Here is a 14,760-nt window from a genome sequence, read left to right as displayed (position 1 = left end):
GTCGCGCAGTCGGACGGCCGCGACGGAATCTCGCTCACCTGCATGCACCCCCGTGCCTGCCCACCGGTCAGCGGGCAGGCACAAGGTACTGGCCACGCACCCCCGCATCCGCCGGGCGGTGGCTCAGAATGTCAGGTCAAGTCAAGCCAGGGTCAAGGTCCGGTCAGATCAAGGTCCAGTCAGGTCAGGGCCGGTCCACGACCGCCCGCACCGCCCGCACCAGGGCCTGGGCGCGCGGGTCGGCCGTGACCGTCTTCCGCATGCCGTTGGTGACGTACCCGAAGGCGATCCCGGACTCGGGGTCGGCGAAGCCGAGGGAGCCGCCGCGGCCGGGGTGGCCGAAGGAGGACGGGCCGAGGAGCGGGGAGGCCGGTCCGTGCAGCATGTGGCCGAGGCCGAAGCGGGTGCCGACCAGCAGCACCTTGTCCGGTCCCGCCGACTCCTCCGTACGGGCCAGGGTGAGCGTCGCCGGCGCGAAGAGGCGCTCGGCGCCGTCGACGGGGCCGAGGGTCGCGGCGTAGAAGCGGGCGAGTGCGCGGGCGGTGGCGACGCCCGCGGAGCCGGGCAGCTCGGCGGCCCGGTAGACGGGGTCGTTCTCGTCGGGCTGGGGCTCGATGACCCCGAAGGCGCGCCGGGTGAGGGAGCCGGGGTCCCGGTAGGCCTCGCTGACGGAGCGCTTGGGGCGAAGCTTGAGGGCGCCGCTGCCGGGCGGGTCGATCTCCTCGACGGGTCCGAGGCGGCCGACCCGGTGGGCCTCCGCCTCGGGGAGCCCGATCCACAGGTCGAGGCCGAGGGGGCCGGTGATCTCCTCGGCGGCCCAGCGGCCGATGGTGCGGCCGGTGACGCGGTGGACGAGGCCGGAGAGCAGCCAGCTGAAGGTGTGGGCGTGGTAGCCGTGGGCGGTGCCGGGCTCCCAGACGGGGGCCTGGGCGGCTATCGCGCGGGTCGCCGTCGGCAGGTCGACGGCCTCGGCGAGGGTGAGCGGGTGGTCCAGGACGGGCACGCCCGCCCGGTGCGCGAGGAGCTGCCGTACGGTCACCCGGTCCTTGCCGGCCGCCTTGAACTCCGGCCAGTACGTCGCCACGGGGGCGTCCAGGTCGAGCAGGCCGCGCTGGTGCAGGAGCAGGGGGACGGCCGCGGCGACGCCCTTCGTGGCCGAGCGGACGACCTGGGCGGTGTCGGCCGTCCACGGGTCCGTCCCGGCTTCCGCCCCGCCGTCGGCATCCCTCCTGCCCGCCCACAGGTCGACGACCTTCTCGCCGTCGCGGTGGACGGCAAGGGCCGCCCCGCGCTCGCCGCGCTGCTCGAAGTTGCGCAGGAACGCGTCCCTGACCGGCTCCCAGCCCGCCGCCACCGTGCCCTGGACGTCCACGTCCCCACTCCCTCACTCGTCGTTCCGACCCTCCATGGTGCAACGCGGCGGGAGAAGGACGGATTCCGGGGCCGTCGGGCCACGAGAAGGACGGCCGTCAGGCCACGAGAAGGACGGCCGTCAGACCACGGAGCTCGGCACGAAGCCGAACGGCAGCTCCAGGCGGTGCCGGGCCATCAGCTCCGTGTCGGCGAGGATGTCGCCGGTCCGCCCGTCGGCGGCGATGACGCCCTCGCTGAGGATCACCGCGCGCGGGCAGAGCTCCAGGGCGTACGGCAGGTCGTGGGTGACCATGAGGACCGTGACGTCGAGGGAGCGGAGGATGTCGGCGAGCTCGCGGCGCGAGGCCGGGTCCAGGTTGGAGGACGGCTCGTCGAGGACGAGGATCTCCGGCTCCATGGCGAGGACGGTGGCCACCGCGACCCGGCGGCGCTGCCCGAACGACAGGTGGTGCGGCGGCCGGTCCGCGTACTCCGCCATGCCGACCCGGTCGAGGGCCTTCCGTACGACGGCTTCCAGCTCGGCGCCCCGGAGGCCCGCCGCCGCCGGGCCGAAGGCCACGTCCTCGCGGACGGTCGGCATGAAGAGCTGGTCGTCGGGGTCCTGGAAGACGATGCCGACCTTCCGCCGGATCTCGGCGAGGTGCTTCTTCCCGACCGGGAGCCCGGCGACGGTGACCGTGCCCGCGCCGCCGGTGTGGATGCCGTTGAGGTGGAGGACGAGGGTGGTCTTGCCGGCGCCGTTGGGGCCGAGGAGGGCGACCCGCTCGCCGCGCCCGACGGTCAGGTCCACGCCGAAGAGGGCCTGGTGGCCGTCGGGGTAGGCGTACGCGAGGCCGCGGACCTCTAGGGAGGGGGGAGTGGTCATGACGTCGTCCATCCGAGGAGGCAGATCAGGAGTGCGGTGAGCGGCAGCGCGGCGGCGTACGTCCACTGGGCGCGGGTGGCGGTCACCTCGTCGATGACCGGCATGGTGCCCGTGTAGCCGCGGCTGACCATGGCCAGGTGGACGCGTTCGCCACGCTCGTACGAGCGGATGAAGAGCGCGCCCGCGGACTTCGCGAGGACGCCCCAGTGGCGGACGCCCCGCGCCTCGAAGCCGCGCGAGCGGCGGGCGACGGACATGCGGCGCATCTCGTCGGTGATGACGTCGCCGTACCGGATCATGAACGAGGCGATCTGGACGAGCAGCGGGGGCAGCCTCAGCCGCTGGAGTCCGAGGAGCAGGGCGCGCAGCTCGGTGGTGGAGGCGAGGAGTACGGAGGCGGCGACGCCCAGGGTGCCCTTGGCGAGGACGTTCCAGGCGCCCCACAGGCCGGGGACGCTGAGCGACACCCCGAGGACGGTCGTCTGTTCGCCGGGCACCACGAACGGCATGAGCAGCGCGAACGCGACGAACGGCACCTCGATGAGCAGCCGCTTCAGCAGGAAGCCGGCCGGGACGCGGGCCTTCGCCGCCACGGCCGCGAGGAGCAGGGCGTAGAGGGCGAAGGCCCAGACGGCCTCGCGGGGCGTCGAGACGACGACCACGACGAAGCCGAGGACGGCCGCGAGCTTGGTGTGCGGGGGCAGCGCGTGCACCGGCGAGTGCGCGTGCCGGTAGAGCTTGTGAGCGTGCCCGGCTCCCATGTCAGACCGCCGCGGCTTCCTGGCCCGTACGGCGTCGGCGCACGACCCAGAACGCGCCCGTGCCGACGGCGAGGGTCGCGCCCACGCCGATGGCGCCGGCCAGGCCGCCGGAGAGCCGGGCGTTGTCGACGTCCTTGACGCCGTAGTCGGCGAGCGGCGAGCCGGCGGCGGCGTGCTCCTCGACCTTGGCGTCGATGCCCTTGTCGGCGGCGACCTTCTCCAGGCCGTCGGGGCTGGCGGAGGCGTAGAAGGAGACGAAGCCGGCGAGGACGAGCGCGGTGACGACACCGCCGATCCACAGCTTCTTCGGGGAGCCCGCGGGCGCGACGGGAGCGGGGGCCGCCGCGTCGACGAGCTCGCCGTCGACCCGCAGCTTGAGCGGGGACGTCAGACCGCGGGCGCCGAAGACGAGGTCGGGGCGGACGGCGACGACCGCGCCGACGGTCAGCATGGTGATGACGGCCTCGCCGATGCCGATGAGGACGTGCACGCCGACCATGGCCGTCAGGACCTTGGAGAGCGGTACGTCGGTGGTGCCGCCGATCGCGTAGACGAGGGTGAAGGCGGCGGCCGCGGACGGCACGGAGACGAGCGCGGCGACGAAGGAGGCCACGGTCACCGAGCGGCGGGTGCGCGGCAGCACGAGGACGAGGCCCCGGAAGAGCGCGTACGCGACGACGACCGTGACGACGCCCATGACGGTGATGTTCACGCCGAGGGCGGTGAGGCCTCCGTCGGCGAAGAGGATGCCCTGCATCAGCAGGACGACGGCGATGCACAGGACGCCGGTCCACGGGCCGACGAGTATCGCGGCGAGCGCGCCGCCGAGCAGGTGTCCGCTGGTCCCGGCGGCGACCGGGAAGTTCAGCATCTGCACGGCGAAGATGAACGCCGCGACGAGCCCGGCGAGCGGCGCCGTCCGCTCGTCCAGCTCGCGGCGGGCCCCCCGCAGGCTGACGGCGACGGCGCCGGCGGCGACGACACCGGCGGCGGCCGATACGGGGGCGTTGATGAATCCGTCAGGTACATGCACGTCCCGAATGATGAGCCTTCTTGCGAACCAGTTGCAAGAGCGCATAGGTCACAGATCACAGGGCAGACGGAGCATGCCCCTCGCACACGGCGGGAAGGAGTGACACATTGGCTGATAGCAGGACAAAACGTGAGGAGCCCGCGATGGCCGCCGTAGAGGAACACGCAGTCGACGACCACGCCAAAGGACGGATCATCAGCGACGCCCCCCTCTCCCGGCCCGTGCCCGTGACCCTCCATTACGACGCCGACTTCTCCCCCGCGACCGTCCGCTTCGGGTTCCCCGACGGCGTCGAGTGGTCCTTCCCGCGCGCGCTCCTCGAAACCGGGCTGCGCACCCCGACCCGCCGCGGCGACATCGGGGTGTGGCCCTGCGGCCGGGTGCAGACGGTCGTCGAGTTCCACACGGCCGACGGGGTCGCGGTCGTCCAGTTCGACACCGCTCCCCTGCTCCGCTTCCTCCGGCACACGTACGCCGCCAGTACGTCGCTGACGACACACTGACGGCGTAACGGAGTGGACCCGGAGGTCAGACCTTCACGAGGTTCAGACCTTCATGAGGTCAGACCTTCACGAGGTCCGGCTTCGCGGGCGCGGGCTCACCCGTCGACGCGGCGAGACCCTCGCCCTCCACGTCGACGTTCGGCAGGACCCGGTCGAGCCACTTCGGCAGCCACCAGGCCTTGTGGCCGAGGAGCGCGAGCACGGCCGGGACGATCGCCATCCGGACCACGAAGGCGTCGAAGAGGACCGCGACGGCCAGGCCGAAGCCGATCATCTTGATCATCTGGTCGGTCATGCCGATGAAGCCGGAGAAGACCGCGATCATGATGACCGCCGCGGCGACGACCACCCGGGCGCTGTGCCGGAAGCCGGTCACGATCGCCTCGCCGGGCCGCTCCCCGTGCACGTACGCCTCCCGCATGCGGGTCACGAGGAAGACCTCGTAGTCCATCGCGAGACCGAAGACGACACCCACCATGAAGATCGGCATCATCGACATGATCGGGCCGGTCTGCTCGACCCCGAAGAGGCTGCCGAGCCAGCCCCACTGGAAGACCGCGACGACCGCGCCGAGGGCCGCGACGACCGAGAGCAGGAAGCCGAGGGCCGCCTTCAGCGGGACCAGGATCGACCGGAAGACCACCGTCAGGAGCAGGAAGGCGAGGCCGACGACGAGTGCCAGGTAGGGCACGAGCGCGTCGTTCATCTTCTGCGAGAAGTCGATGTTCATCGCGGTGGCGCCGGTGACGAGGACCTCGTCGCCGGTGGCGTTCCGGATGTCGTGGACCAGGTCCTCGGTGGCGACGGAGGACGGACGGTCCTTCGGGACCACCGTGATCATCGCGGCGTCGCCGGCCTTGTTCGGGGTCGCCGGGGTGACGGCGGCCCAGCCTTCGAGGCCCTTGATCGTGGAGACGGTCTTGTCCGCGGTGGCCTTGTCGCCGTCGACGACGACGAGCAGCGGGCCGTTGAAGCCGGGGCCGAAGCCGTCCGACAGCGTGTCGTACGCGCGGCGCTCGGTGGTGGAGGTGGGCTTGACGCCGTCGTCCGGCAGGCCCATCTCCAGGGAGGCGGCGGGCACGGCGATCGCGCCGAGGCCGATGACGCCGACGAGCAGCACCATCAGGGGGCGCCGGATGACGAACCGGGCCCAGCGGGTGCCCCCGTTGGGCTTGTCGCTCACCTTCGCGGTGCCCTTGCGCTGCTTGCGGCCGACGACCTTGTCCCCGGCGAAGCCGAGGAGCGCCGGGATGAGGGTGAGGGCGATCAGTACGGCGATGACGACCGTGCCGGCGGCGGCGAAGCCCATCTTCGTCAGCATCGGGATGTTGACGACGGCCAGGCCGACCAGGGCGATGACGACGGTGAGTCCGGCGAAGACGACCGCCGAACCCGCCGTGCCGACCGCGCGGCCCGCGGCCTCCTCCTTCTCGCGCCCGTCGGCGAGCTCCGCGCGGTAGCGGGACACGATGAAGAGGGCGTAGTCGATGCCGACCGCGAGGCCGATCATCATCGCGAGGGTGGAGGTGGTGGAGCCCAGGTCGAGGACGTTCGCGAGGGCGGCGATCGAGGAGACGCCGATGCCGACGCCGATGATCGCGGTGAGCAGCGGGAGCCCCGCCGCGACGAGCGAGCCGAAGGTGACGACGAGCACGATGCCGGCGATGACCACGCCGACGATCTCGCCCGCGCCGGTCTCCGGCATGGTCTGGAGGGCGTCACCGCCGACCTCGACGGTCAGCCCCTTGCCCTGCGCGTGCTCACCGGCCTGGGTGAGCGCCTCGCGGGTCTCGTCGGTCAGCTCCATCGCGTTGACCTTGTAGGCGACGGAGACGTAGGCCGTGGAGCCGTCCTGCGAGACGGCGTGCGCGGTGTACGGGTCGGCGACCGAGACGATCTGGTCCGAGCCGGACTTCAGCGCGCCGACGGTCTCCTCGACGACGGCCTTGTGGGCCGGGTCGGTCACCTTCTGGCCCTCGGGGGCCTTGAAGACGACACGGGCCGTGGCGCCGTCGGCGCCGGCTCCGGGGAAGCGCTCTTCGAGCAGGTCGAAGGCGCGCTGGGCCTCGGTGCCGGGTATCGAGAAGGAGCCGGAGGTGGGGGCGGGCGCGGTGGCGGCGCCGATGCCGGCGACCGCCAGGAGCGCCACCCAGAGGAGGGCGACGAGCCGTCGGCGCCGGAAGGCGGAACGGCCCAGCTTGTAGAGGAACGTGGCCACGGGGGCGTACTCCCATTGTGGGGTGGGACAGGACATGGGGAGCCGGCCCGACGGGTGAGCGGTGCGCGTCAGGTGGTGTGGTGTGTCGTGTGGGTGCTCCGGCCGGGTGTGCCGGTGCGGGTGGGGTCAGACGCCGAGTGAGGGGAGCACGACGGCGTCGACGTAGGCGGTGAGAAAGGCACGGTCGACCGGCTGATCCTCGATCAGCGGCCGGGCGATGAACGCACCGATCAGCATGTGGGGAAGGAGCTTCAGCGCCGGGTTGTCGGCGTCGACCTCTCCCCTGCGGACCGCTCGGCGCAGCAGTTCGTCGAGGCCGTTCATCTCGGGTTCGATGAGCAGCTCGCGCAGCGCCCGGTGCAGTTCGGGGTGGGTGTGGACGGCATGGGCCAGGCCCCGCATCAGTGCGGAGTCCTTCTCCATCTGGCAGTCGTCGGTCCGCTCCATGAGCACGTGGAAGTCGCCGCGCAGCGAGCCGGTGTCGATCTCGGCGAGATCGGCGGGCTTGTTGGCGCGCAGCGCCCGGGCGACCAGCTCGGGCTTGCTCCCCCACTGGCGGTAGAGGGTGGCCTTGCTGGAGTGGGTGCGGGCGGCGACGGCGTCCATGGTGAGGGCGTCGTAACCGACCTCGCGGAGGAGGTCGAGCACGGCTGTGTACAGCTCGGACTCCCGCTCGGGAGTGAGTCTGCTGCGAGCCATGAACGGCTCCTCCGATCCGACAGTGCGAACGAAACGGTTTCGTACAGTACGAAGGTACCCGCGGCCCCAGCGAAACGAAACCGTTTCGTACGTGTCCTGGACCACACCGCACCACACCGCGCCGCACCACACCGCGCCGGAAGCCCGTATACACGTACGAGTTGCCGCACCCCCTCCGCGCGGAAAGCATGTACAGGTGAGTGACGACGTCGCGTATCTCCGGTTTCCGCACCTCCACGACGACCTGCTGTGCTTCGCGGCCGAGGACGATCTCTGGATCGCCCCCCTCGTCCCCGAGGGACTCCGCCCCGGCCGGGCCTGGCGGCTGACCGTCGACCGCACCCGGGTCGGCCACCCGCGCTTCTCGCCGGACGGCCGCCACATCGCGTACACGAACTGGCGCAGCCTCGACCCGGAGATCCATCTCGTCCCCATCGACGGCGGATCCGCCCGGCGCCTCACCTACTGGGGCTCCACCGACACCCGTGTCTGCGGCTGGACGCCCCCCGACCCCGAACGGGACGGCCACTCCGACATCCTCGCCGTCTCCTCGCACGGGCAGCCCTTCTCGTACTACTCCTGGGCCTACACCGTCTCCACCGACGGCTCCCCCGGCGGCCGCATGCCCTGGGGCCCGGTCTCCGACATCGCCGTCACCGCCGACGCCGGCATCACCGGCGACGCCACCGGCGCGGAGCGCCGCACGATCCTCCTCACCGGGAAGCCGCCGCACGAGCCGGCGTCCTGGAAGCGGTACCTCGGCGGCGCCACCGGACGGCTCTGGCTGCACGGCGAACGGCTCCTGCCCGACATCGGGGGCCACCTCGACTCCCCCATGGCCGTCGGCGGCCGGGTCGCCTTCCTCTCCGACCACGAGGGCGTCGGCAACCTCTACTCCTGCCTCCCCGACGGCACCGACCTGCGCCGCCACACCGACCACGACGCCTTCTACGCCCGGCACGCGTCGACCGACGGGCGCCGGGTCGTCTACCAGTGCGCGGGCGACCTGTGGATCGTCGACGAGCTCACCGCCGACTCCCGCCCCCGGAAGCTGGACGTCCGGCTCGGCGGCCAGCGCGTCGGCCGGCGCTCCTACCAGGTGCCCGCCGCCCACCACGTCGACGCGGTCTCCGTCGACGAGACCGGCCGGGCCAGCGCCGTCTCCGTACGCGGCAGCCTGTACTGGCTCACGCACCGCGACGGCCCGGCCCGGACGATCATCGACGCGCCGGGCGTCCGCGTCCGGCTGCCCGAGATGCTCGGCAGCGGCGGCCAGGTCGCGTACGTCACCGACGCCGACGGCGAGGACGCCGTCGAGGTCGCCTACCTGCCGCGCGCCAGCGGCGACCGGCCGCCGCGCCGGCTCGCCTCGGGCCGCCTCGGCCGCGTCGAGGAGCTGATCTCCGACCCGGACGGCGAGCGGCTCGCGATCGCCTCCCACGACGGCCGGCTCCTCCTCATCGACGCGACGGAGGAGGAGGCCGGGGAGCCCGCCCCGACCGAAGGGGCGGGGGACGGGCCCGGGAACGGGCCCGGAGAAGGGGCCGGGGGTGACTCCGCGGACGGCGGGGCGGGGGACGGGCCCGGAGAAGGGCCCGGGAACGACTCCGCGGACGGCGGGGTCACCGAGCTGATCCGGTCCGTCAACGGGCCCGTCCGCGACCTCGCCTTCTCCCCCGACGGCGCCTGGCTCACCTGGTCCCACCCCGGCATCGGCCGCTCCCTGCGCTCCATCAAGATGGCCCGCATCTCCGGCCCCGGCCCCCGGACGGTCGTCGACGTCACCAACGGGCGCTTCGAGGACGAGAACCCCGTCTTCACCCGCGACGGCCGCTACCTCGCCTTCCTCTCCTGGCGCGGCTTCGACCCGGTGTACGACGTCCACACCGGCGACCTGTCGTTCCCGCTCGGCTGCCGCCCCTACCTCGTACCGCTCTCCTCCGCCACGCCCTCCCCCTTCGCGCTGCTGCCCGACGGGCGCCCGGCGGCCGGCGGCCTCGACCCCGCCGACGACGAGACGGACACCGGCGACGGCACCGTCACCGTCGAGATCGAGGGGCTCCCCGACCGGGTCACCCCCATCCCGGTCACCGCCTCCAAGTACTCCGCGCTGCACCCCGTCAGCGGCGGCGGTCTGGTCTGGCTGCGCTGGCCCATCTCGGGCGCGCTCGGCGAGACCTTCGCCAACCCCGCCGACACCTCGGGCCGCCCCTCGCTCGAACACTTCAGCATCACCAAGGCCCGCAAGACCGAACTCGCCAAGGACCTCGACTGGTTCGCCGTCAGCGGCGACGGCACCCGGCTCGTCGTCGCCGACGAGGGCGAGCTGCGGGCCGTACCCGCCACCGAGTCCGGGGACGGCGACTCCACCGTCTACCTGGACCTGCGGCGCATCCTCCACGAGGTCGAGCCCGGCGCCGAGTGGCGCCAGGCCTTCGACGAGGCCGGCCGGATCGTCCGCGCCTACTTCTGGGAGCCCGGCATGGGCGGCGTCGACTGGACGGCCGTCCTCGACCAGTACCGGCCGCTCGTCGAACGGGTCTCCTCCCCCGACGAGTTCGCCGACCTGCTCCGCGAGGTCGTCGGCGAGCTGGGCACCTCCCACGCGTACGTCACCCCCGCCCGCCGCAACGAGGGCCCGCCGCACTACCAGCGGCCCATGGGCCTGCTCGGCGCCAACCTCGTGCCCCGGGACACCGGCTGGACGGTGAAGCGGATCCTGCCCGGCGAGTCCTCCGACTCCAAGGCCCGCTCCCCGCTCGCCGGCACCGGCATCCGCGAGGGCGCCGTCCTCACCCACGTCGACGGCCGGCCCGTCGACCCGGTCACCGGCCCGTACCCGCTGCTCTCCGGCACCGGCGGCACCACCGTCGAGCTCACCTTCACCCCCGCCGAGGACGAGGGCCGCCCCCGCCGCGTCGCCGTCGTCCCCCTCGTCGACGAACGGCCCCTGCGCTACCAGGACTGGGTCGCCAAACGCCGGGCCGTCGTCCGGGAGATCAGCGGGGGCCGCTGCGGCTACCTCCACATCCCCGACATGGGCGGCTCCGGCTGGGCCCAGTTCAACCGCGACCTCCGCATGGAGGTCTCCCGGCCGGCCCTCATCGTCGACGTCCGCGGCAACGCCGGCGGCAACATCAGCGAGCTCGTCATAGAGAAACTCACCCGCAAGATCCTCGGCTGGGACCTCACCCGGAACGCCCAGCCCGTCTCGTACGCCTCGAACGCCCCGCGCGGCCCCGTCGTCGCCCTCGCCGACGAGGCCACCTCCTCCGACGGCGACATGATCACCGCAGCCTTCAAGCTCCTCGGCCTCGGTCCCGTCGTCGGCCAGCGCACCTGGGGCGGGGTCGTCGGCATGACCGGCCGTCACCGGCTCGGCGACGGCACCCAGATCACGGTCCCGATGAACGCGGCCTGGTTCCCCGAGTACGGCTGGTCCCTGGAGAACCACGGCGTCGAACCCGACCTCGCGGTCCTGCGCACCCCCCTCGACTGGGCCGAGGGACGGCACGCCCAGCTCGACGACGCCGTGCACGTCGCCCTCGCGCTCCTTGAGGAGACCCCGGCGGCCAGCCCCCCGGGCTACGAGGCAGTCCCCGACCGCTCCCGCCCGAAACTGCCGCCGAGGTCCACCACGTAACAGGCCCGCGTGGGCGGCCTACGCGTGGGCCGCGCCGAGGTCCAGCTCGTAGGAGGTCCCGGGCTTCCCGTCCAGCGTCACGCTCCCGACCGCGCCGAAACCGACCCGCCCGAGCACGGCCCTCGACCCCTCGTTGTCGAGGGTCGTGGCGGCGGTCAGCCTGGTCAGCCCGTACGCCTCCCGCGCCAGCCGGCACACCTCGCGCACCCCGGCCGTCGCCACGCCCCGCCCGGTCGCCTTCTCGGCGACCCGGTACCCGAGGTCGGCGGCCCCGTCGACGGCGTCCACGAGGTTGAACCGGCCGAGTATCTCCCCGCCCTCCCCCACCAGGACATGGAAATGGATCGCACCGGTCTCCTGCTCGTCGAGGAGGGCCCGGTGCCGGTCCTCGAACTCCTCGAAGAACGCGTCTCCCCGGTCGGGCACGGAGGCGGCGAAGTAGGCCCTGTTCTCGCGCTCGAACGCGAGCAGGGCGGGCGCGTGGTCGGGGCGCAGTCGCTGCAGTTCAGGCATGGGGGCACGCTATGCGCTCGCCCGGGGAAAGGGCGCCCTAATATCCTGCGGCCCGGGGCCGGATTCGGCGGAAACCCGCCGGGCGGAGCACGCCGTCCAGGATGCAGAAGATGCAGAACAGGAACCCGCATGCCCGAACGCTCACTTACCGGCCAGACCCTCATCCAGTCCGTCCAGCGCGCCGTCCACCTGCTGCGCGCCCTGAACCACCGGGGCGGCAGCGCGAGCGCCAAGCAGCTCGCGCGCGACACCGACCTGCCGCTTCCCACCGCGTACCACCTGCTGCGGACCCTCTGCCACGAGGGACTGGTGAGCAAGGACCGCCACGGATACGCCCTCGCGGATCCGGCCGGCCTCGCGGTCCCGCAGGCCTCCGCGCCCGAGGGGCTCCCCACCCAGGAGTGGACGGACGCCCTCAGTCTGGAACTCGACGCCGCCGTGTACTTCGTCATCTACCGCGAGGGCGAGATACGGGTCACGGCCGTCTCCCGCAACCCCGACTGCCCGCCCGTCACCGAGTGGGCCGAGTTCGGACTCACCGGCCACGCGCACGCCGCCGGGCAGGCGCTCCTCGCACAGCTCGGCGACGAGGAGCGCGCCGCCCACCTCGACCGGAACCCCGCGACGCCGCTCACCCGGCACACCGTGGCGGGCCGCACCGCCGTCGAGCGCCGCCTCGCCTCCCAACGGCGCGGGCTGCCCCACCTCGAGTACGAGGAGTACGCCCTCGGCACCGTCTGCGCCGCTGTCCCCATCACGGTCGGCTCCTCCGCGGCCGCCCTCGCGATCTCGCTCCCGACCACCCGGACCGCCGACCTCAAGCAGCTCGCGCGCCGCCTCCAGGACCGCGCCGAGAGCGTCCTCCTCGACCGGACCTTCTCGATCGTGCCCCGCGCTCCCCGCCCGCCGGAGCCTTGACCACGCGAAGGCGCACCCGGCGTCCCGGATGCGCCTTCCTCAGCCGAACGCCTCAGAGACGGACGTCAGGCGTCGTAGTCCTGGTCGAAACGGTCCTGGGCCTCCTGCTGGGCCTTGCGCGTCTCGTCCTCGGAGCGGCCGCGGCCCTGGGAGGCGCGCTCGGACGCCTCGTCCTTCGCCTTGCCCGCGGCCTGCCTGGCCTGCGCCTTGAGCTGCTCCGCCTTGTCCTGGAACTGGTCCTTCATGCCCATGAAGATTCACTCCTAGAAGGGTGTGGGGGCGACGGGGCGTCATGCCCCATCGGGCTCGACCAGCCTTGCACGGGCGCACATCCCACGCATTTCGATCAGCCACCGCCCTTCACTCCCCGTCACCGGACTCCCCTTCGCCGTCGGGCCGGTCCCCCGTCACCGCCGGGTCGCGTCCCCCGTCACCGCCGGTTCGTGTCCCCCGCCCGTGCCTGCTCGTCGGCCGCGCCGCCCGCGCCCACGAGCCCCTTGGAGACGGAGCCGAGGCGCGGCTCGAAGCGCCGCATCTCGCGCTGCCCGACCGCCGCGATCACCCCGGGGACATAGCCCCGGACCGACTGCATCCCGCGCAGCCACCACTGCGCGTACACGTGGGAGGAGCGCCGCTCGATGCCCGCGACGATCCGGTCGACGGCCGGGCCGAGGGGGTACGTGCGGTTCGCCGGCCACGGCAGCCGGGAGCGGAGTTCGCGCATCACGTCGTCCTGGTCGGCGCCCCGCACCATGTCGGTGTCGGTCCAGGACAGATAGCCGACGCCGACCCGCACGCCCTTGTACGCGACCTCGGCGCGCAGGCTGTGTGCGAAGGCCTCGACGCCCGACTTGGAGGCGCAGTACGCCGTCATCATCGGGGCCGGGGTGAGCGCCGCGAGCGAGGCGATCTGGAGGAAGTACCCCCGGGACTCCATGAGGACGGGCAGGAACGCCCGGCCGGTCACGGCGCCGCCGATGAGGTTGACCTCGATGACCCGACGCCAGGCGTCGGGGTCGGACTCGACGAACGGGCCGCCGGCCGCGACACCGGCGTTGGCGACGACGATGTCGACCTTCCCGAACCGCTCCTTGACCTCGGCCGCGACCTTCGCCATCGCCTCGTGGTCGGTGACGTCGGCGTGCCACCAGTCGGCCTCGGTGTGCAGCCGCCCGGCGACCTCCTTGAGCTGCTCGGGCTCCAGGCCGACGAGCGCGATCTTCGCGCCGCGCGCGGAGAGCTTGCGGGCGAGGAGTTCGCCGACGCCGCGGGCCCCTCCGGTGACGACCGCGACCTGTCCTTCCAGGCTCACCCGGCTCATGCCTTCTCCTTCGCTTCCTGACGCGTGTCGGTCAGGTACGTGTCGGTCAGTTCACGGATCCGCGCGGTGACGGCCTCGGGGGCCTCCACCGGCGTCATGTGGCCCGCGCCGGCGAGTTCGAGGAGCCCCACGCACTGCGGGAGCGCCTCGGCCATGGCCCGGGAGTGGACGGGCGGGGTGAGCCGGTCGGCGGTGCCGACGAGGACGGCCACCGGCAGGTCCAGCTCCCGCACGCCCGCTTCGACGTCGAGCGCGGAAAGCACGTGGGACCAGCCGACGCGGGCGCCGCGCGGGCAGGCGTGCACGATCCGGGCGCAGGTGTCGACCCGTTCGGGGGCGGACCCCGGTCCCATCGTCGCGTACTTGAGGATCCTCTTCGAGACGGGCGTGACGGGCCCGAGGGGGGCCTTCGCGCCGAGGACGCCCCGGGTCAGCCGGGTGCGCCGCTCGCTCGGGCGCAGCGGGACGACGGTGGCCTCGGCGGTCAGCCGCGAGGGCCCGGTGGAGCAGAGCAGTACGGCCGCCGCGTGCTCCTGGAAGCCGGGGCGGGAGGCCGCCGCCATGACGGTCATGCCGCCCATGGAGTGCCCGGCGACGACGGCCTTCTCGCCGGGGGCGAGGGTGGCCGCGAGGACGGCTTCGAGGTCGTCGGCGAGGGCCCTGACGGAGTATCCGGAGGGTCCGGCGGGGAGCGGGGAGCGGCCGTGGCCGCGCTGGTCGTAGGCGACGACCCGGTGGTCGGCGGCGAGGGACCGGATCTGCTCGGCCCAGAAGGCGATCGAGCAGGTCCAGCCGTGGGAGAGGACGACGGCGGGGGCGCCCTCGGGGCCGTACACCTCGACGTGGATCCGGGAGCCGTCGGCGGAGACGGCGGTGAGTTCGCGGGACGCGGGCAGCGAGGTCAGGTGCCGG

General features: G+C 73.0%; 13 protein-coding genes. 3 read left to right on the top strand and 10 right to left on the bottom strand.

Annotated elements, in window-relative coordinates; all coding sequences use genetic code 11:
• Positions 1-184 precede the first annotated feature (184 nt).
• From ACZ6K0_RS32845 to ACZ6K0_RS32830, 4 genes are all read right to left on the bottom strand, one after another.
• The gene (locus tag ACZ6K0_RS32845) at positions 185-1,372 is read right to left on the bottom strand and encodes a serine hydrolase domain-containing protein (RefSeq protein ID WP_469233285.1); all 1,188 of its coding nucleotides are present in this window, start codon (positions 1,370-1,372) and stop codon (positions 185-187) included.
• A 120-nt stretch (positions 1,373-1,492) separates the two neighbouring features.
• Complete coding sequence (locus ACZ6K0_RS32840) at positions 1,493-2,251, bottom strand: energy-coupling factor ABC transporter ATP-binding protein (protein WP_469233283.1); 759 nt, start codon at positions 2,249-2,251, stop codon at positions 1,493-1,495.
• On the bottom strand, positions 2,236-3,000 hold the full coding sequence (cbiQ, locus tag ACZ6K0_RS32835) for a cobalt ECF transporter T component CbiQ (RefSeq protein WP_376402748.1): 765 nt from the start codon (positions 2,998-3,000) through the stop codon (positions 2,236-2,238). Before cbiQ ends, ACZ6K0_RS32840 begins: the two co-directional genes overlap by 16 nt.
• A 1-nt stretch (position 3,001) precedes the next feature.
• Entirely contained in the window at positions 3,002-4,033 is a 1,032-nt protein-coding gene (locus tag ACZ6K0_RS32830) for an energy-coupling factor ABC transporter permease (RefSeq protein WP_376402751.1), read from the bottom strand.
• A gap of 143 nt (positions 4,034-4,176) precedes the next feature.
• Between ACZ6K0_RS32830 and ACZ6K0_RS32825 the strand changes: the two genes are divergently transcribed.
• Positions 4,177-4,536 (top strand): SsgA family sporulation/cell division regulator, encoded by a 360-nt coding sequence (locus ACZ6K0_RS32825; RefSeq protein WP_376402754.1) that lies wholly within the window; start codon positions 4,177-4,179, stop codon positions 4,534-4,536.
• A 58-nt stretch (positions 4,537-4,594) separates the two neighbouring features.
• Here the strand turns inward: ACZ6K0_RS32825 and ACZ6K0_RS32820 are convergent, their stop codons facing one another.
• Together ACZ6K0_RS32820 and ACZ6K0_RS32815 are read right to left on the bottom strand one after the other, a co-directional pair.
• Positions 4,595-6,754, bottom strand: coding sequence for an MMPL family transporter (locus ACZ6K0_RS32820; protein ID WP_469233280.1), 2,160 nt, complete (start codon positions 6,752-6,754; stop codon positions 4,595-4,597).
• A gap of 126 nt (positions 6,755-6,880) precedes the next feature.
• Positions 6,881-7,453: a TetR/AcrR family transcriptional regulator gene (locus tag ACZ6K0_RS32815; protein WP_376402760.1), complete on the bottom strand. Its 573-nt coding sequence runs from the start codon at positions 7,451-7,453 to the stop codon at positions 6,881-6,883.
• Between the two features lie 196 nt (positions 7,454-7,649).
• Between ACZ6K0_RS32815 and ACZ6K0_RS32810 the strand changes: the two genes are divergently transcribed.
• Positions 7,650-11,096 carry a S41 family peptidase gene (locus ACZ6K0_RS32810; protein WP_469233277.1) on the top strand — a complete coding sequence of 1,149 codons (3,447 nt, stop codon included), beginning with the start codon at positions 7,650-7,652 and terminating at the stop codon, positions 11,094-11,096.
• A gap of 18 nt (positions 11,097-11,114) precedes the next feature.
• Here ACZ6K0_RS32810 and ACZ6K0_RS32805 read toward each other — a convergent pair whose 3' ends face one another.
• A complete protein-coding gene (locus ACZ6K0_RS32805; protein ID WP_376402766.1) occupies positions 11,115-11,609 on the bottom strand; it encodes a GNAT family N-acetyltransferase in 495 nt (164 codons plus the stop codon).
• A gap of 129 nt (positions 11,610-11,738) precedes the next feature.
• Between ACZ6K0_RS32805 and ACZ6K0_RS32800 the strand changes: the two genes are divergently transcribed.
• Positions 11,739-12,527, top strand: a complete 789-nt coding sequence (locus ACZ6K0_RS32800; RefSeq protein ID WP_469233274.1) for an IclR family transcriptional regulator — start codon at positions 11,739-11,741, stop codon at positions 12,525-12,527.
• Between the two features lie 65 nt (positions 12,528-12,592).
• On the opposite strand, the gene ACZ6K0_RS32795 is transcribed toward ACZ6K0_RS32800, so the two are convergent.
• From ACZ6K0_RS32795 to ACZ6K0_RS32785, 3 genes are all read right to left on the bottom strand, one after another.
• Entirely contained in the window at positions 12,593-12,778 is a 186-nt protein-coding gene (locus ACZ6K0_RS32795) for a hypothetical protein (protein WP_376402772.1), read from the bottom strand.
• Positions 12,779-12,957: 179 nt separating this feature from the next.
• Entirely contained in the window at positions 12,958-13,848 is an 891-nt protein-coding gene (locus tag ACZ6K0_RS32790) for an SDR family oxidoreductase (RefSeq protein ID WP_469233272.1), read from the bottom strand.
• Positions 13,845-14,753: an alpha/beta fold hydrolase gene (locus tag ACZ6K0_RS32785; RefSeq protein WP_469233480.1), complete on the bottom strand. Its 909-nt coding sequence runs from the start codon at positions 14,751-14,753 to the stop codon at positions 13,845-13,847. The genes ACZ6K0_RS32790 and ACZ6K0_RS32785 overlap by 4 nt, the downstream gene beginning before the upstream one ends.
• Positions 14,754-14,760 lie beyond the last annotated feature (7 nt).

It is taken from the genome of Streptomyces sp. NPDC042346, assembly GCF_055581845.1.
Note: the sequence above shows the minus strand (reverse complement) of the source record. Positions and strands in the feature narration are given on the sequence as shown.